This window comes from Myxococcus sp. AS-1-15, from assembly GCF_020037055.1.
In the GTDB taxonomy this organism is placed as follows: domain Bacteria; phylum Myxococcota; class Myxococcia; order Myxococcales; family Myxococcaceae; genus Myxococcus; species Myxococcus fulvus.
This window is the reverse complement of the sequence record NZ_JAIQDF010000024.1, coordinates 66,059-83,148: the sequence shown is the minus strand read 5'-3', so window position 1 is coordinate 83,148 and position 17,090 is coordinate 66,059. Positions and strand designations below refer to the sequence as shown.

At 68.7% G+C, this 17,090-nt stretch carries 15 protein-coding genes; 6 read left to right on the top strand and 9 right to left on the bottom strand.

The window, feature by feature from the left end; translation table 11 throughout:
- Positions 1-25: 25 nt before the first annotated feature.
- From K8625_RS40770 to K8625_RS40755, 4 genes are all read right to left on the bottom strand, one after another.
- Positions 26-526, bottom strand: a complete 501-nt coding sequence (locus K8625_RS40770; protein WP_074949876.1) for a biopolymer transporter ExbD — start codon at positions 524-526, stop codon at positions 26-28.
- A complete protein-coding gene (locus K8625_RS40765; RefSeq protein WP_223746460.1) occupies positions 526-939 on the bottom strand; it encodes a biopolymer transporter ExbD in 414 nt (137 codons plus the stop codon). Before K8625_RS40765 ends, K8625_RS40770 begins: the two co-directional genes overlap by 1 nt.
- A 128-nt stretch (positions 940-1,067) precedes the next feature.
- The gene (locus K8625_RS40760; RefSeq protein ID WP_141325234.1) at positions 1,068-1,751 is read right to left on the bottom strand and encodes a MotA/TolQ/ExbB proton channel family protein; all 684 of its coding nucleotides are present in this window, start codon (positions 1,749-1,751) and stop codon (positions 1,068-1,070) included.
- Between the two features lie 66 nt (positions 1,752-1,817).
- Positions 1,818-2,570: an energy transducer TonB gene (locus tag K8625_RS40755; RefSeq protein WP_223746461.1), complete on the bottom strand. Its 753-nt coding sequence runs from the start codon at positions 2,568-2,570 to the stop codon at positions 1,818-1,820.
- 231 nt (positions 2,571-2,801) lie between these two features.
- Between K8625_RS40755 and K8625_RS40750 the strand changes: the two genes are divergently transcribed.
- From K8625_RS40750 to K8625_RS40735, 4 genes are all read left to right on the top strand, one after another.
- Positions 2,802-6,008, top strand: a complete 3,207-nt coding sequence (locus K8625_RS40750; protein ID WP_223746462.1) for a TonB-dependent receptor — start codon at positions 2,802-2,804, stop codon at positions 6,006-6,008.
- A gap of 36 nt (positions 6,009-6,044) precedes the next feature.
- The gene (locus K8625_RS40745; protein WP_223746463.1) at positions 6,045-6,740 is read left to right on the top strand and encodes a hypothetical protein; all 696 of its coding nucleotides are present in this window, start codon (positions 6,045-6,047) and stop codon (positions 6,738-6,740) included.
- A gap of 117 nt (positions 6,741-6,857) precedes the next feature.
- Positions 6,858-8,402 carry a radical SAM protein gene (locus tag K8625_RS40740; protein WP_223785733.1) on the top strand — a complete coding sequence of 515 codons (1,545 nt, stop codon included), beginning with the start codon at positions 6,858-6,860 and terminating at the stop codon, positions 8,400-8,402.
- A 94-nt stretch (positions 8,403-8,496) separates the two neighbouring features.
- The gene (locus tag K8625_RS40735) at positions 8,497-9,411 is read left to right on the top strand and encodes a hypothetical protein (RefSeq protein ID WP_194869177.1); all 915 of its coding nucleotides are present in this window, start codon (positions 8,497-8,499) and stop codon (positions 9,409-9,411) included.
- Between the two features lie 537 nt (positions 9,412-9,948).
- On the opposite strand, the gene K8625_RS40730 is transcribed toward K8625_RS40735, so the two are convergent.
- Positions 9,949-10,656: a hypothetical protein gene (locus tag K8625_RS40730; protein WP_223785732.1), complete on the bottom strand. Its 708-nt coding sequence runs from the start codon at positions 10,654-10,656 to the stop codon at positions 9,949-9,951.
- Positions 10,657-10,659: 3 nt separating this feature from the next.
- On the bottom strand, positions 10,660-11,232 hold the full coding sequence (locus tag K8625_RS40725; RefSeq protein WP_141325240.1) for a DUF4920 domain-containing protein: 573 nt from the start codon (positions 11,230-11,232) through the stop codon (positions 10,660-10,662).
- Between the two features lie 89 nt (positions 11,233-11,321).
- On the opposite strand from K8625_RS40725, the gene K8625_RS40720 reads away from it, so the two are divergent.
- Entirely contained in the window at positions 11,322-11,753 is a 432-nt protein-coding gene (locus K8625_RS40720; RefSeq protein ID WP_223747747.1) for a DUF2752 domain-containing protein, read from the top strand.
- 9 nt (positions 11,754-11,762) lie between these two features.
- Positions 11,763-12,341, top strand: a complete 579-nt coding sequence (plsY, locus tag K8625_RS40715; RefSeq protein WP_223785731.1) for a glycerol-3-phosphate 1-O-acyltransferase PlsY — start codon at positions 11,763-11,765, stop codon at positions 12,339-12,341.
- On the opposite strand, the gene K8625_RS40710 is transcribed toward plsY, so the two are convergent.
- From K8625_RS40710 to K8625_RS40700, 3 genes are all read right to left on the bottom strand, one after another.
- Complete coding sequence (locus K8625_RS40710) at positions 12,258-13,496, bottom strand: class I SAM-dependent RNA methyltransferase (protein WP_223785730.1); 1,239 nt, start codon at positions 13,494-13,496, stop codon at positions 12,258-12,260. The two genes, plsY and K8625_RS40710, sit on opposite strands and share 84 nt — an antisense overlap.
- Positions 13,497-13,547: 51 nt before the next feature.
- Positions 13,548-13,832 (bottom strand): antibiotic biosynthesis monooxygenase, encoded by a 285-nt coding sequence (locus K8625_RS40705; protein WP_223747749.1) that lies wholly within the window; start codon positions 13,830-13,832, stop codon positions 13,548-13,550.
- 124 nt (positions 13,833-13,956) lie between these two features.
- Positions 13,957-17,055 carry a DNA translocase FtsK 4TM domain-containing protein gene (locus K8625_RS40700; RefSeq protein WP_223785729.1) on the bottom strand — a complete coding sequence of 1,033 codons (3,099 nt, stop codon included), beginning with the start codon at positions 17,053-17,055 and terminating at the stop codon, positions 13,957-13,959.
- Positions 17,056-17,090: the final 35 nt, after the last annotated feature.

The following is a 17,090-nucleotide window of genomic DNA, read 5'->3' as shown; positions in this document are numbered from 1 at the left end:
GAGCGTAGGCTCCGGGAGGGAGATGTCAGGGCGTGGGAGCGGGCGCCGGGGTGCCCGTGTCCACCTGCGTGCCCTGGATGATGGCGTTCGACGGCAGCTCCGTCGCCATGCCAAGCACCTTCGCGCCGGCCGCCTTCGCGCCGTCCAGGGCCGCGATGAGCCGCCCGTAGTTGGTCGCGTCGTCCGCCATGAAGAAGACGACCTTCTCGTCCGCCTTCTTCGCCGCCAGCATGCGCTTGAGCCGGTTGATGTAGTCCGACGCGGGCACCTTCTCCGTGTTGATGGAGTAGCTGCCGTCCTTGTCCAGCAGGACCACCAGCTGCTGGTTGTCTGGATTCTCGGGAGGAGGCTCGTTCTCCACCTCCGTGTCCGGCACGCGCACCAGGATGTCCTTCTCCAGGAGGGGCGTGACGACCATGAAGATGATGAGGAGCACCAGCACCACGTCCACCAGCGGCGTGACGTTGATCTCCGAGTTGGGCGCCGACTGCGGCTTCACCCACTGGCGCTGCTTGTGGCCGGCCATTACTTCTTCTCCTCGACGCCGAGCGCGATCTGCTTCGCCTTGGCCTTGCGGGCCACGTCGAGCACCTTGCGCACGTCGCCCACGTTCACCGTGTTGTCACCCTTGAGCAGGATCTTCTTGCCCGGGTCCTTCACCAGCTCCTCCGCGATGCGGTCCTGGAGGGCCTGCTCGTCCACCTGATCATTCTCCACGAACACCTTCTTGTCCGGGGTGATGGAGACGTAGAGAGGGTCCGAGTCCTTGCCCTTCTCTTTTTCGATCTCGGTGGCCTTGGGCAGCTCCACGGACTTGCCGCGCTGGAGCATGGGGGTGACGACCATGAAGATGATGAGGAGCACCAGCACCACGTCCACCAGCGGCGTGACGTTGATGTCGCTCTTGATGCCCCCCTTGGGGCCTGCTGACATTCCCATGCGTTTAACCTGCTTCCGGATGGTGGAAGCCCGCCTTCCCAAGGTGGCGTCGCGGGCCCCGAGGTTCAGGAGCCGCGTTCACGTCAGGAGGCGGGCCTCGGGTCGTCCCCGGGCTCGCCGGTGACTGCTCAGGCCGCGTGCGAGGACTGCGCGCCGCCGCCCAGGTGGCGGGCCACGACGTCGAGGAACTCGTTGGAGGACTCGCTGATGTCCACCGCGCGAGCATCCACCCAGCCCTGCAGGAAGTTGTAGGCCATCACGGCGGGGATCGCCACGAGCAGACCGAAGGCCGTGGTGATGAGCGCCTCGGCGATACCGGCCGAGATGGTGCCCAGACCGCCGGAGCCGGCCGCCGCCATGAGCTGGAAGGCGTTGACGATACCCATCGTCGTGCCGAGCAGACCGACGAAGGGGGCCGTCGAGCCGACCGTGGCCAGGAGGCCCAGGCCGCGCTTCATGCTCTGCACCTCGCGCTGCGCCTGGCGCTCGAGCGCGCGGGCCACGGACTCCACCGCCACGTCCTTGTTGTTGGGGCTGATGCGGTAGGCCGTCAGACCGGAGTTGATCACCCGGCCCAGGTGGCCCACGTCCTTGCCCAGGTTCGTGTTGGCCGCGGTGGTCAGGTCACCCTTTGCCAGGATGGCACCCATCTTGGCCGCGAAGTTGCGGCTGTCGGACCGGGTCTTGCGGAAGACGATCATCCGCTCCGCCATCACGACCAGGGACGCCACCGACATGATGGCCAGGGTGAAGATGATCATACGGGCGAAGAGGCCCGTGTGTGCCCAGATTTCGACGAGAGTGAATTGCATGGCTTTGGAGCGCTCCTCCTCACGAGCGCGGGGTGGTCGGCGGTGCTTCTCTACGGCGCGCCCGGATCAGCGCGGCAGCTTCAGATTCAGGGTGAAGGTGTAATCCACCTGGACCGGACGGCCCTGGAACGTGACGGGCTTGTAACGTGACGACGTCAGGGCGTCCATGACGGCCTGTTCCATGTGGGGCAGGGGCTTGATGATTCGGCAGCGCTCCACACGGCCTTCCACGGTGATGACGCACTTGACGATCATCGTGCCCTGCACGCGAGACTCGAGCGCCTCGCGGGTGTACTCGGGCTGCGGACCCGAGACCTTCTCCGGACGGGTCATGCCCGCACCGAACGGCAGCACTTCCGTGCCCGTCCCACCCAGCTGTCCACCGACCACGCCGCCGATCACACCACCGACGACGCCGCCCACGACACCACCGGCCACGCCACCCTCGACACCGCCCTCGACCGCCTCTTCACTGGGCTCCTCGGCGGCCTCTTCCGGCTGCTCGGTCGGCTCGACCTCCTTGGGGACCTCTTTCGGGATCTCCTTGGGCTGGACGATGGCGTCGGGCTTCTTGGGCTTCTTCGGGGTCGTCTTCGGCTTGGAGGTCGCCGCCGGGGGAGGGGGCGGCGGCGGAGGAGGCGGCGGGGCCATGGTGGCCTTCAGCGTCACCTCGATCTCCTTCTCCTCCTCGACCGGAGGCCTCGTCGAAAGAACGTAGGCCACCACGAACAGCGCCACATGCAGGATCACCGAGATGGTGGTTCCCACACCGAACCGCGCTTTGGGCGCCTGACCGCGGTCAAGGACTGAATCAAACATGTACTAGACTCCTCTTCACCAGTGGACACCCACCACGCCACCCCCGGCTGAAAGGGCGCGCCACCATACAGAAACGCGTTCCGGGTTCAAGTGAGCACGGTCAAGGGTAACTGACGTGATCGCGCAATTGCCCCACTGGTTACCAAAAAGCAACGGTCTATTGACAACTGCTCGACCTCGGATATTTTCCCCAGTCATTTTCGGTTGCAGCCCACCTTGGAGGGGTCTGGTATGCACTTGAACCGAGTGCTCCGGGAAACCGGAGTTGTCCTGGCCGCAGGTCTGCTTTATGGATCGGCGGCTTTCGCGCAGTCGAGCACGATGATCGGAACGATCATCGACGCTCAGAGTCGGCAGCCTGTTCCTGACGTGGTGGTAACCGCGACCTCGCCCAACCTTCAGGGTGAGCAGACCGTGGTTTCCGACGCACAGGGCAACTACCGTATTCCCCAGCTTCCGCCTGGTGTTTACACCCTGCGGTTCGAGAAGGAGCAGTTCAAGCCCTACGCCCGGTCGGACGTGCAGCTGCGTCTGAACCGCACCATCCGCGTCAACGTCGAGCTGCTCCCCGAGTCCCTCGGTGAGGTGGTCGAGATCGTCGGCGCCCCGCCGACCATCGACGTGGGCTCCACGACCACGGGCGTCAACGTGGATCAGGAGTTCATCAAGCGCATCGCGGTCGCCCGTCCGGGTGGCAAGAGCGGCGCGGCTCGCTCCTTCGAGTCCCTGGCCGAGCTGGCGCCTGGCGCCCAGAACGACCAGTACGGTGTCTCCATCAACGGCGCGACCTCGCCTGAGAACGGCTACGTGGTGGACGGTCTGTCCACGAACGACCCGGCCTACGGCGTGAACGCGAGCCCGATGAGCATCGAGTTCGTGCAGGACGTGAACATCATCACCGGCGGCTACCTGCCGGAGTTCGGTCGCTCCACGGGCGGCGTCATCAACGCGGTGACCCGGTCGGGCTCCAACGAGTTCCACGGCTCCGTGTTCGCCAACTGGACGCCTGGCACGTTCGAGGGTACCCGCAAGACGATCCGGTCGGAAGGCTCGGTCATCAGCGGCCTCAACGAGCTGAAGAACATGGGCGACTTCGGCGCCACCCTCGGTGGTCCGATCCTCAAGGACAAGCTGTGGTTCTTCGCTGGTTTCGCGCCGTCCTTCACGCGCTACCAGCACACCCGCACGCTCAACGCCATCCGCCTGGATGCGCAGGGCAACACGGTCACGGACGACACGGGCTTCACGGTCGTCGACCCCATCGCGGGCTCGGATCGTCAGTACTACGCTGACTCCCGGACCGTGCAGTACATGGGTAAGTTGACCTACCTCATCAACCAGGACCACACGGTCTCGCTCGCCCTCAACGGCACGCCGACGACCACGGGTGGCATGGGCAAGCTGTCCATCAACCCGCAGTCCGGTGGTCTGCCGGGCGCGATCTTCTCCCGCCCGGGCGACTTCGCCTTCACGGAGACGAACGCGAACGCCACGTCCGTCGCCCTGAAGTACGGCGGCGCGTTCATGGACAAGAAGGTCCTCGTCGACGCGACGGCCGGCTGGTTCCACCAGACGGCGTCCACCCTGCCGGCGGACGGCAGCAAGCTGGGCTCCTCCGAGGGCCTCGCGGGCTACTCCCGCTTCCAGTACACCAGCCAGCGCTCCCTGGCGGACCTCGAGGCCCTGCCCGCCGGGCAGGAGGGCGCCTGCGCCCCGTTCGAGACGGTCGATGAGGACGGCAATCCCGTCGTTGTCGAGCGCTGCCCCGTCATCGGCTACACGGTCGGTGGCCCGGGCTACATGAACGACTCGAAGCTGGATCGCTACCAGTTCAACGCGAAGGCCACCTACCTGCTCAACGCGCTCGGCACCCACGTGCTGAAGGCCGGTGCGGACGCGGAGTTCCTGTCCTACGACCAGCTCAAGGCCTACGGCGGTGGCGTGTACTTCCGTGAGTCCGCTCCGTATGCGGGCGCGACGCTCAACGGCCAGCCCTACTCCGGCGGCGCGGTGCAGGACTACCGTCGCTACGGCTACCAGGCCTCGCCCGACAGCCCCATCACCCAGCTGACCCAGCAGTCGAAGACCACCAGCACCACGGTCGGTGGCTTCCTGCAGGACTCCTGGTCCATCGCCAACCGCGTCACGCTCAACCTCGGCGTGCGCTACGACGTGCAGGCGATGTACGGCGGCGACGGCGAGCTGGCGCTCATCATGGGCAACCAGTGGTCGCCCCGCCTCGGCGCCATCGTCGACCCGTTCGCCAACGGCCGCACCAAGTTCTTCGTGAACTTCGCTCGCTACTACGAGCAGGTTCCCCTGAACATGCTCGACCGCGCGTTCCCGGGTGAGCGTCGCTACGAGGCCCGCCGCGCGCTCGCGTCGGACACGCAGGCGGGCTGCAACCCCACGGACCGCCAGAGCCAGCAGACGGAGTGCCGTGACCCGGCCTACGTGCTCGCGCAGCCCGAGAGCAACCGCAACCCGAACCGCCTCTACACGGGTGGCAAGGTCGAGAACGAGCCGATCGACCCGGACATCAAGCCGCAGTCGTCCAACGAGCTGGTGGTCGGCGCTGAGTACGAGCTCATCGCCAACACCCGCGTGGGCGCCAGCTACACGCACCGCAACATGAACATGGTCATCGAGGACATGAGCCGCGATGACGGTGCGTCGTACTTCCTCGGCAACCCGGGCAGCGGCTTCGCCAAGGAGTTCCCGAAGCCGGAGCGTAACTACGACAACGTCACGGTCTACCTGAACCGTACGTTCTCGGATGGCTGGCTCGCCGCGGCGAACTACACCTGGTCCCGCCTGAACGGTAACTACCCCGGTCTGTTCCGCCCGGAGACCGCGCAGCTCGACCCGAACATCCTGTCGGACTTCGACCTCGTCAGCCTCCTGGCCAACCGCACGGGTCCGCTGCCGTTCGACCGTACGCACCAGATCAAGGTGTTCGGCGCGAAGGAGTTCAACTTCACGAACGAGCTGTCCGCCAGCCTGGGTCTGTCCTACCGCGGCAACTCCGGCTCGCCGATCAACTACTTCGGCGCGCACTCGCTCTACGGTCCGGACGAGTCCTTCGTCCTCCCCCGTGGCGCGGGTGGTCGTACGCCCTGGCTGAACGTCATTGACTCCAACATCGGCGTCAACTACCGCGTCAGCAAGGACAGCGTCATCTCCGTCACCCTGGACGTGTTCAACCTGTTCAACTTCCAGGGCGTGAGCACGGTCGACCAGACGTACACCCTGCTCTCCGTGCAGCCCATCGCGGGCGGCAAGCCGTCCGACCTCCCTGGCAACGTCCAGTGGCAGGCCGGCGAGGAGCGCGACGAGCCGTTCGGCACGGTCGAGAACGACGTCAACCCCAACTTCAAGAACCCGACCAGCTACCAGCCGCCGCGCCAGATGCGCCTTGGTGTCCGGTACACGTTCTAGTCACTGGCCATTCACGGAACCAGGATTTCAAGTCACATGACCAAGAACATCTTCAATGCGGCAATGGTCCTTGTTGGCACGGCGGGTCTGCTGACGGGTTGCAACTTCGACCAGCCCGAGGCTCCCTGCTTCGTGCAGGACAGCGCGAGCTGGGCGACCCGGTATGACCCCATCGACGACCCTGTCGATGCCAATGGCGTGGGTTGTGAACTGCGGGCTCCCGTCGGTGAGCTGGTGGGCGTCTACAAGTTCAGCGATCCGGATGACCTGAGCAACTCGCTGCTCACCCTGCGTCCGCAGGGCGTGGCGTCCATCGCGAACCGCGACCCGGGCCCCACGACGGATCAGACGGCGCTGGGCCGGTTCGACACCGAGCCGGACGCGGATGAGTTCTGCACGGCGGAGACGCTCTCGGTTGCCTCGGTCAACGCCGCGGCCACCCAGACGCTTCCGGCGACGACCATCAGCTACGAGTTCAGCAACATCCAGGTGTACGCGGCGCCGTCGACGCCGGGTACGCAGCTGCGTGGCCAGGTGAAGTACACGCGCAATGGGTGCACCTCGAACTACGCCATCCGTTCGATGTGGCCGGCGGTCGCCTGCGACCCGTCCGATGCCACCTCGTGCGCGACCAACGCGAACCTGAACCCGGACTTCGCCACGGAGTGCCTCCAGGTGAGCGCGACGACGGCGATCTGCGTGCCGTCGAAGCCGGTCCCGTCGTTCAAGTAGTCGTCCATCGCTGAACAGCGCCACCCGCCTGGGTGGCGCCTCGCGGCCCCGGCAGCCCTCCTCAGGGAGTGGATTGTCGGGGCCGCGGTGTTTGGAGGCAGTACCCACTGGAGGCACATGGAGGGCCGTTACTCACTCATCCACCACGTCCGCTCGCTGCTGGACGACGAAGAGGGCACCCTCTACAAGGACGCGCCCTTCCGCGTGGCGCTCTGCTACCCGAGCCCCTACCACGTGGGCATGAGCTCGCTGGGCTTCCAGGCCATCTACCGGGAAATCCACCAGCACCCCGGTGCCACCGCCGAGCGTGTGTTCCTCCCGGATGACGTGGAGGCCTTCAAGAAGACGCGCACGCCGCTGTTCACCTGGGAGTCCCAGGCCCCGGTCTCCAGCTTCCAGATGCTGGCGTTCTCGGTGGCGTACGAGCTGGAGCTGACGGGGTTCTTCTCGCTGCTGGAGCTCGCCGGGCTGCCCGTGCTGGCGGAGGAGCGCCGGGATGGTCGCCATCCGCTGGTGGTCGCCGGTGGGCCCCTGACGTTCTCCAACCCGGATCCGCTGGAGCCCTTTGTCGACGTGCTCGTCCAGGGCGAGTCCGAGGAGCTGATCCACGTCCTGGTGGAGGCCGCGGCCTCCATGGAGCGCGAGGCGCTGTTGGATCATCTGGCGCGCATCCCCGGCTTCCGGGTGCCGGGCAGGGGAGGGGCGCGCTACCACGTGGCCCGGGCGACGGACTCGCGGTTGCCCGCCCGCTCGCAGATCATCACGCCGCACACGGAGCTGCGCTCGATGTTCCTCATCGAGCCGGAGCGCGGCTGCTCTCGCGGGTGCCATTACTGCGTCATGCGGCGCACCACCAACGGGGGCATGCGGACGGTGCCGCCCGAGCGGGTGCTGTCGCTCATCCCGGAGAACGCCAAGAGGGTGGGCCTGGTGGGCGCGGCGGTGACGGACCACCCGCGCATCGTCGAGCTGCTGCGCACCCTCGTGGACTCGGGGCGCGAGGTGGGCGTGTCGTCGCTCCGGGCGGATCGACTGACGCAGGAGCTGGTGGATCAACTCCGCCGGGGCGGGGCGACGAACCTGACGGTGGCGGCGGACGGGGCCTCGCAGCGGATGCGGGACATGGTGGACCGCAAGCACTCCGAGGAACAGATTGTGCGCGCGGCCGGGTATGCCCGGACCTCCGGCATGAAGCAGCTCAAGGTGTACAACGTCGTGGGCCTTCCGTTCGAGGACGAGACGGACATCGACGAGTTGATCCGCTTCACGGCGGAGCTGTCGCGCATCCTCCCCGTGGCGCTGGGCGTGGCACCCTTCGTGGCCAAGCGGAACACGCCGCTGGACGGCGCGCCCTTCGCGGGCATCCGCGAGGTGGAGAACCGGCTGGAGCGGCTGCGCAAGGGCCTGCGGGGACGCGCGGAGGTGCGTCCCACGTCCGCACGCTGGGCCTGGGTGGAGTACATGCTGGCCCAGTGTGGTCCCGAGGGTGGGCTGGCGGCGATGGATGCCTGGCGGGCGGGCGGCGGCTTCTCCGCGTGGAAGAAGGCCTTCGAGGCGAGGGGCTGTGAGCCCTATCTCGCGCGTCGGGTGGAGGATGGGCGGCGCAATCCCACCCTCTGGCCCACTGTTCCGAAGGTGGCGCCCGCGCCGTCGGCCGCGTGACGGCGGGCGTACGAGGGCCATGCATTGTGGGCCCGGGTTCCGCTAGAAGACCGCATGCGCCGATGGCCGGCGCCCAGGGGCAGCGGAGAACCAGGTGAGCACGCAGCGCGTGGACAAGGCTTGGCAGCAGAAGGGTCTCAAGGAGTTCTCGACGGAGGCCCTGCTCGGGACGCTCGGCCACTACGGCATCCCGGTGACGGAGGAGGACTTCCGGAAGCTGTCGGAGTCGACCTTCCCGTTGGGCATCGCCCAGCAGTGGAAGTCGAAGTGGAAGGGCACCGGGCCCTTCAAGGATTTCGTCGTCGCCGCTCCCGTGGAGCTGTGGCGCCGCTGGCTGCCGGACCGCGTGGCGCCGCATGAGATGACGGACACGCTGGCGTCGCTCATGAAGTCGCTGCTGGAGCTGCTCAACGGCAAGACGGATGCGCCGGTGAGCGCGGCCTTCGAGCGGATGACCAGCCTGCGCGCGCGGCTGCCCGTGGATGACAAGGGCCTGCCCCAGGAGCGCTTCATGCAGGAGGCGCTGGCGCCGTTCTCCGAGAAGGACGCGGAGCTGTTCGACCGCCTCGCGGAGCTGCTCGCGCGCTCGGGCCACGTGAATCACGCGGAGTCCTTCGCGGAGATGGAGGAGTTCTTCCTGCCGGACCGCAAGGGCATCTCGCGCGCGATGGTGCGCGCGGCGAAGGGCGAGAAGGACGAGGCGGCGACGGACTTGGTCAAGCTGTCCGAGGACACGAGCCGCTCTCCGATTGCTCGCATCCTGGCCGTCGACGGCCTCATCCACCTCCAGACGCACGGCGTGGCCGCCACGGCCGCCCGGACGCTGCTGGCGTGGGCGGAGGAGAACAAGGACCTGCACCTCGCGTTGGACCTCATGCCGCGCCTGGAGCACATCTACAAGGCGCAGAACGACCGCGTGGCCCTGCTGGACCTGATGCGCATCGCCGAGCGGCTCGAGTCCGAGCACGACCGCATCCACCCCGGTCACAACCGTCACCGTCACAGGTAGTGAGCAGGACCTCCGGCACGGCGCGCGGACCTCGGGTCCACGACGCCGTGCCCGAGTGGATGTCTCGAGGCAGAGCATGACCGCGGTCATCGCGAAGCCCTCGTCGCCTCGCCATGTCGTGAGTCTTCATCCGGCCTGGCGCAGGGGCTTGATGGGCCGTGACGAAGAGCCCGAGTCACGGGCTCAGGGCCGCGTACGACCGCGGTCATCCTGAAACCCTTGTCGCCTCGCCATGTCGTGAGTCTTCATCCGGCCTGGCGCAGGGGCTTGATGGGCCGTGACGAAGAGCCCGAGTCACGGGCTCAAGGCCGCGTACGACCGCGGTCATCCTGAAACCCTCGTCGCCACCAGGGTGTGAGGCCTCTATCTGCCTGGCGCGTGGGCTTGAGGGCCAGGTCCCTGTCTCGAGGCTGCATACGAGCAGCGTCACCCCGCGACGCTCGTTGCCGTCACTGGCCGTGAGTTCGCTGACACCACGGCGCGAGGGCTCGAAGAAGGACGCGCTGACAGGTCAGCGATGGGCTCGTGAGCGCCCCGTCACTCCGACGTGCCCGGGCCGCTGCTCTCGGAAGCGTCCGTGGACTTGCGGCGCCGCGCCCGCTTCTTCGGCGCGGGCTTCGCGTCCTCCTGGGCGGTCTTCACCGGGGCCATGTCCTCGAGCTCGCCCTGCTTCGTGGGCATGGCCGCCGCGCCCGGAGCCTCGGGCGTCGTGGACTCCTCCTGGGCTCGCAGCGGCGTCGAGCGCCTCAGGGGAATCTTGAGCACGTTGGGCACGCCCTCGACGACGTCTCGCGTGGAGACCACCGCGCCCACCGTCGTGTAGCGGATGGCGCCCGTCTGGGTGAAGGCGTGCTTGAGCGGGTACTCCTTCGCTCGCGGGAGGAACCAGTCGCGCGCTGCGCGCAGCGGCAACACGTGCATCTCCCCCTGCGAGAGGAACACGTACACGAGCAGGTCCGCGCCGCTGTAGAGGAAGCAGCCCGGGGTGTCCTTCTCCAGGTTGGACACCAGCTCGAAGAAGTACCGCTTCCGGGTGGCGTTGCGGTCCCCCTTCACCTCGATGCCGCGCACCTCGCCCGAGGGCAGCTCCCACAGCAGGTCCACGCCCCGATGCTGGAAGCGCGGGTCCGACTGCACGTCGTGCACGCGCGAACCCGGCTCCGTCTCCAGCAACCACGCCCTCGCGTGCTGGACGGCGCGGTCCGCGGCGCCCTGCACACCCTTCATGCTGAAGCTGCGCGCCATGTGTTACCGGCGCAGCTCGACGCCCGTCGCCACCAACTGCACCTCGCGCGGCTTGCCGTCCGCGCCGCGCGGGACGATGGCGCCCTCGGCCTCGTAGTGCGCCGCGTGGCCTTCGCTCAGCTCGGCCACCTTCACCACGCCCTCCACGCGCGCCTGCGAGCCCGCCGAGTCCAGCGGCACGAAGAAGCCGTAGTCCTTGAACGTCACGCGCACGCCCGGGCCCTTGGCCTGGCCCTCGGGGGCGAGCTCCATCCAGCAGCCCTTCTTCTCACACGCCTTGCGCACCGTGCCCTCGAGCCGCACCGTCTTCCCGTCGTGGGCCTGGGGCTTGGAGAGCAGGTCCGCGAGCTTCACCTCGGAGGCGCCCTTGAGGGCCTCGCCACGGGTGAGCTTCCAGCTGTCGTCCTTCGCGGCCTCGGGCTTGGGCGCGGCCGCGGCCTTGTCGGCCGGGTGGTGACAGTCGGCGGCGGCCGCGGCCTTGTCAGCCGTCTTTCCCTTGGCGGGCGTCTTGTCGCCAGCGAAGGCCACCAGGGGAACAGCGACCAGCAGCATCAGGGACGTGCGGAGCGAGTTCATGACCTGCCCGCTTAGTCAAAACTCGTTGCCCCGGCAAGGCGGCGCCCGTACTAGAGTGTGACTCCCGCACACCCCGGGGCGCGCAGCCCATGAAGGTCTTCCTCCCTCCTCGCAACCGCCGGCTCGGCACGGTGGACTACCTGGGCCTCATCGGCCTCGTGGGGCTGCTCGTCGCCCGCTTCATCCCGGTGGCGAAGCTCATCCCGTTCTGGGGCTGCGTGCTGCGCGAGCGGACAGGCTGGCCCTGCCTCGGCTGTGGCCTCACCCGCGTGGCGGACCGCGTGGCCCACTTCAACTTCGTGGGCGCGTGGGAGGCCAACCCCCTGGGCACCGTGGCCGCCGTGCTGTTCGCGCTCGCGGCCGTGGCCATGGTGGTGCATCTGGTGTTCGCCGTCCCCATCCCCGAAATCCAGCTCTCGCTTCGGGAGTGGAAGGCGTTCCAGGTGGTGATGCCCGTCATCGTCCTGGTGAATTACGCCTACGTGGTGGTGAAGACGCGCTTCCCCCACCTGCTGCTATAGCGTGGGGTCGTGACTCTCGCGCTCGTCCTGCTGGGCTACCTCGCCGGCTCCATCCCCTTCGGTGTCCTGCTGACGCGGTGGCTTCGCGGCGTGGACGTGCGCCAGAGCGGCAGCGGCAACATCGGCGCCACCAACGTCACCCGCGTCGCGGGCAAGAAGCTGGGCGCGGTGGTGCTGGTGCTCGACGCGGTGAAGGGCGCGCTGCCGGTGGCGCTCGCGATGCGGCTGGTGCCGGAGCTGCCCGGGGTGCACGTGCTGGTGGCGCTCGCCGCCGTGCTGGGCCATGTCTTCCCGGTGTGGCTGAGGCTGCACGGCGGCAAGGGCGTGGCCACCGCGCTGGGCGTGTTGCTGGTGCTCGTGCCCCAGGCGGCGCTGGCCGCGGGGCTCGTCTTCATCGCCATCTTCGCGGTGTGGCGCGTCAGCTCGCTGGGCTCGCTCGCGGCGGGGGCGACGGCGGTGGGCACGTCCGCGCTCACCGCTCGCGCGCCCGAGTACGCGGGCCTCTCAGCGGTCCTCTTCGCCCTCATGCTGTGGACGCACCGGAGCAACATCCACCGGCTCATGCGACGCACCGAGCGGCGCTTCTGAGTCCTCGCCGCCGCCGCCCGAGGGCCGGTAGCCGAGCAGCGTGCAGTCGATGGGGCCGTTCATCAGGTCGCGCCGCGCGGAGGGGCGCGCGTGGAAGGCGCTCTCGAAGGCCGGGTTGCCGCTGAGGACCCAGACGCGCCAGCCGGGCACACGCAAGGACTCGCCCAGCTTGTAATAGAAGCTCTTCATGCCCTTCTGTCCGCCCGTGCCGATGCGGTCGCCATAGGGCGGGTTGGTGAGGATGAGGCCACTGGACGCAGGCAGCGGCGGCAGCTTCGTCGCGTCGCCCTCGGCCAGGGTGATTTCCTCGGACAGCCGGGCCGCGCGCACGTTGCGCTGGGCGGCATCGAGGGCCTCCGGGTCCTTGTCGAAGCCCCAGAGCGGGACCTCCACCTTGCGCTCGTCGCGCCGAGCCTCCGCGCGCATGTCCGCGAGCAGCTCCTTCGCCCGCGTCCCCAGCTCGGGCCAGCGCTCCACGGCGAAGTCGCGGTTGAGGCCGGGCGCGCGCCGACGGGCCATCATGCCCGCCTCAATCAGCAGCGTGCCCGAGCCGCACATCGGGTCCACCAGCGCCTCGTCGCCCGTGTAGCGCGCGGCGCGCAGGATGGCGGCGGCGAGCGTCTCCTTGAGGGGCGCTACGGTGGGGCGCACGCGGTAGCCCCGGCGGTGCAGCGGCTCGCCGCACAGGTCCAGCGAGAGCGACAGCGTGTCGCGCGACAGGTGCGCCACCACGCTCACGTCCGGGTTCTTCGTGTCCACGTCCGGCCGCGTGCCCACCACGTCGCGCATGCGGTCGACGATGGCGTCCTTCACCTTCAGCGCGACGAAGCCCGAGTGGCTGTGCTCGCTGTCCTTCAGCGTCGCGTCCACGGCGAACGTCGTGGTGGGCCTCAGGTGCTCCTCCCACGGGACGCCGCGGGCGGCGTCGTACAGGCCTTGCGCGCCGCGGGCCTCGAAGGTGCCCAGCGGGTAGAGCACGCGCATGGAGATGCGGGACCAGAGACAGACCTTCAGCGCCTCGTCGAGCGAGGCCATGAAGCGCACACCGCCACGGTCCTGGCGGATGCGGCGCGCGCCGAGCTCCTTGAGCTCGTCGGCGAGCAGGTCCTCGGTGCCTCGGGTCGTGGTGGCGAATAGGGCGATGCGTTCAGCCATGGGACACCGCCCATAGACGACCTGCGCCTGCTTGGGAATCCAATACGCGCCTCACGTGCCCACCACCTCGTAGATGGCGAAGGTGGCCCCCTCCTGCTCGGCGCTGGCCTCCTTCGCCTTCCGGAAGTCCTCCGACTGGAAATAGCGCCGCATCGCCTCCTTGTCCCGCCAGCGCGTCACCAGCAGCAGCTCCGGCGAGCGCTCGAACGAGCGCAGCACCTCCAGCCCCAGGAACCCCTCGTGCGCGTCCACCCTGCGCGCGCGCTCCTGGAAGCGGGCGACCAGGCGCTCGGCGTCCTCGGGCGCGGCGCGGAAGCGGGAGATGGCGACAATCATGGGCACTCACCTGGAACACGTCGGGGCGGGCTGGGGATGCCCGCGCGGGGAGGAGAAACGGACAGGGGGCGCCCGGACCGAAGCCGGACACCCCCTGGGAGAACAACGGTGTGCCGCGGGTGGACTACATCGCGCCCGCGCCCGGCATGTCGCCCACCCCTCGGATGAGCACCTCGCGGGGCTTGGCGCCATCGGCGGCGCCGACGACTCCGTCACGCTCCATGCGCTCAATCATGCGCGCGGCGCGGTTGTAGCCGATGCGCATCTTGCGCTGGAGCATGGAGATGGAGACGGCGCGCATCTCGCTGACCGTGGCGAGGGCCTGGTCGTACAGCTCGTCGGACAGCTCGTCCTCCTCGCCGCCGGACTCCACGTCCTCGTCGCGCGGCTTGAGGATGGACTCGTCGAAGACGGGCTTGCCCTGGGCCTTGAGGTGGTCCACCGCCTTCTTGATTTCGTTCTCCGACACGAAGGCGCCGTGCACACGCTGCAGGTGCGCGCTCGTGGGCGGCATGATGAGCATGTCGCCCATGCCCAGCAGGGCCTCGGCGCCCACCGTGCCCAGAATCGTCATGGAGTCCGGCTTGGAGCGGAGCATGAAGCTGATGCGCGTGGGGAAGTTCGCCTTGATGATGCCGGTGACGACGTCCGTGGAGGGACGCTGCGTCGCGACCATCAGGTGGATGCCGGCCGCGCGAGCCATCTGCGCCAGGCGCGCCACGTACGTCTCCACCTCGCGGCTGGCGACCATCATGAGGTCCGCCAGCTCGTCGATGATGACCACGATGTAGGGCAGCTTCTTGAGCTCCTTCTTCTCCGGCTTGGCCGCCGCGGCGTCCAGCGGCGCGCCCGCGTCGTCGTCCTCGGGCTCGGCCTCCACCTCGGGCACTTCCGGGGCGGCCTCGTCCTCGGAGGACACCAGCGCCTCGCGCAGGTCCTCCATGTCCTCGCGCGGCGCGGCCACGCCCAGCCCGTCCGACGCCTGGGCCGCGGGCTTGGGCTCGCCACCCTCCAGGTCCACCACCAGGACCTTCTTGGGCTTGGACTTCTTGGGCGAAGGCTCCGCGGCGGCGAGCACCTCCTTCACCTCGGAGGCGGAGCTCTCCACCAGCTTGTTGTAGCCGGCGATGTTGCGCACGCCCGCCTCGGACAGCATCTGGTAGCGGCGCTCCATCTCCTCCACGGCCCAGCGCAGCGCGAGCGCCGCCTTCTTCGGGTCCGTCACCACGGGCAGCAGCAGGTGCGGGATGCCCTCGTACACGGAGAGCTCCAGCATCTTCGGGTCCACCATGATGAAGCGGACCTCCTCCGGCGTGGACTTCAGGAGGATGCTCATGATCATCGAGTTGACGGCCACCGACTTGCCGGAGCCGGTGGTGCCGGCGATGAGCAGGTGCGGCGCCTTGGCCAGGTCGAAGACGTACGGCATGCCCTCGATGTCCTTGCCCACGCACATGGTCAGCTTGCTGGGGCCCTTGAGGAACGCGTCCTGCTCGGCGATCTCCTTGAGATAGACGGTCTCACGGTCCTTGTTCGGCACCTCGATGCCCACCACGCCCTTGCCGGGGATGGGGGCGACGATGCGAACGCGCATCGCCTCCATCGCCATGGCCAGGTCGTCGGCGAGCGCGGCAATCTTGCTCACCTTGATGCCGGGGCCCGGCAGGAACTCGTACATGGTGACGACGGGGCCGGGGCGGATCTCCACGACCTCGCCGACGATGCCGAAGTCGGCCAGCTTGGCGCGCAGCTTCTCCGCCGTGGACAGGAACGCGTCCTTGTCCAGCTCCGAGCGCTCCTTCTTGTCGTACTCGAGCACGTCGAGCGGCGGCAGCGAGAAGCTCTTGCGGTCACCCACGAACTCGAACTGGTCCTGGGTCTTCTTGACGGTGGGCTTGGGCGGCGCCTTGGGCTCCACGATGAGCGGCATGCGCGCCAGCGCGGACGCGGCAGGCGCGGGCTGGGGCGCCGCGGTCTGCGGAGGCTGGGGCAGGGAGATGACGGGCGCGGGCGCCGGGGCCACGGGCTCGGTGGACTCGGGCAGCGCGGCGACGGGCGCGGCGGGGCCAGTGACGATGTTCGGCGTCTTGCGGCGGCCGCGCGGGGGCTCGACGCCCTCGGGGACGATGGGGGGCGCGGAGTGGGGCTGGGGCGCCAGGAAGGACGCGGCCCAGGCCGGGTCCGCGCCAGGGGCGGGGCGCTTCTCCGCGATGCGCGGCAGCAGCTTCTCGGCGGCCACCGGCGGGGAGGACGTGGGCGGCAGCGAGTCCGTGTCCTCGGGCAGGGGCAGGGCCTTGCGCGTCTGCTTCTCCAGCTTCTCCTTCTCGCGGGCCTCCTTGAGGGCCAGCTTCGCGGCGGCGGCCTGCTCCTTCTCGTTCTGACGGGCCAGGCGCACGGCCTCCTCGGCCATGGCCTCCGCCTCGGCGGCCTCGGCCTCCTCGGCGGCGCGCTCGGCCTCGGCGAGCTCCTCCTCGTCGGCTTCAATCTGCGCGAGGAATGCGGCCTCCTCGAGCTTCTCCTCGGCGGCGCGCTCCTGGCGGGCCTTGTACGCGACCTTCTGCTGCTCCCAGAAGGCCTCGGCGGACTCGGAGACTCGGCGGCCCAGCACGCACAGTCCGGCCCACACCAGCGAGCACAGCTTGAAGAACGTGTACTGGGTGCCGACGATGAGCGCCGCGGCGCTGATGGCGGTGACGAGGATGACGGTGCCGACGGTGGAGAACAGCCCCTCCATGACGCCGCCCAGGCTCGCGCCCAGCGCGCCGCCGGGCGGGTGTGCCCAGCCCTTGTCGCCGGCGAAGATGAGCTGCGCCAGCACGGCCACGCTCGCCGTCAGCAGCACGAGGCTGACGATCTGCGGCCCGCGCTTGCGCTCGCGGCTGCCCACGAAGAGCACCATCGCGGCGTAGACGCCTCCGACGGGTGCCAGGTAGGCGCACACGCCGAGCATCCCCCGCAGGGTCTCCGCGATGAGGTGGCCCATGGGGCCCACCGCGTTGCGGAAGCCCGGTCCGACCCGGTCATGGGCGTCGAACGTGGCCACCGACAACAATGACAGCAGGGACGCCGCCAGCAGGAAGACACCGGTGATGGCTCGGGCCGTCGTGCCGTCGCCGCCGTCGACCCCCGCCTTGCGCCGTTTGTCCGCGAGCGCCTTGCGACGCGTCGCGATCTCCTGCCGGGACAGCACTGCCTTCTCCGCCCGACCCTTCTTCGCCGTCATGACCTTCTTCCCTCTGCGCGTCTCAGCCGCGTAGC

Coding starts and splice junctions, on each gene's coding strand:
- K8625_RS40705 (WP_223747749.1), bottom strand. CDS start 13,832: ATGATTGTCGCCATCTCCCGCTTCCGCGCCGCGCCCGAGGACGCCGAG.
- K8625_RS40750 (WP_223746462.1), top strand. CDS start 2,802: ATGCACTTGAACCGAGTGCTCCGGGAAACCGGAGTTGTCCTGGCCGCA.
- K8625_RS40710 (WP_223785730.1), bottom strand. CDS start 13,496: ATGGCTGAACGCATCGCCCTATTCGCCACCACGACCCGAGGCACCGAG.
- K8625_RS40730 (WP_223785732.1), bottom strand. CDS start 10,656: ATGGCGCGCAGCTTCAGCATGAAGGGTGTGCAGGGCGCCGCGGACCGC.
- K8625_RS40745 (WP_223746463.1), top strand. CDS start 6,045: ATGACCAAGAACATCTTCAATGCGGCAATGGTCCTTGTTGGCACGGCG.
- K8625_RS40740 (WP_223785733.1), top strand. CDS start 6,858: ATGGAGGGCCGTTACTCACTCATCCACCACGTCCGCTCGCTGCTGGAC.
- K8625_RS40720 (WP_223747747.1), top strand. CDS start 11,322: ATGAAGGTCTTCCTCCCTCCTCGCAACCGCCGGCTCGGCACGGTGGAC.
- K8625_RS40755 (WP_223746461.1), bottom strand. CDS start 2,570: ATGTTTGATTCAGTCCTTGACCGCGGTCAGGCGCCCAAAGCGCGGTTC.
- K8625_RS40770 (WP_074949876.1), bottom strand. CDS start 526: ATGGCCGGCCACAAGCAGCGCCAGTGGGTGAAGCCGCAGTCGGCGCCC.
- K8625_RS40765 (WP_223746460.1), bottom strand. CDS start 939: ATGGGAATGTCAGCAGGCCCCAAGGGGGGCATCAAGAGCGACATCAAC.
- K8625_RS40700 (WP_223785729.1), bottom strand. CDS start 17,055: ATGACGGCGAAGAAGGGTCGGGCGGAGAAGGCAGTGCTGTCCCGGCAG.
- K8625_RS40760 (WP_141325234.1), bottom strand. CDS start 1,751: ATGCAATTCACTCTCGTCGAAATCTGGGCACACACGGGCCTCTTCGCC.
- K8625_RS40725 (WP_141325240.1), bottom strand. CDS start 11,232: ATGAACTCGCTCCGCACGTCCCTGATGCTGCTGGTCGCTGTTCCCCTG.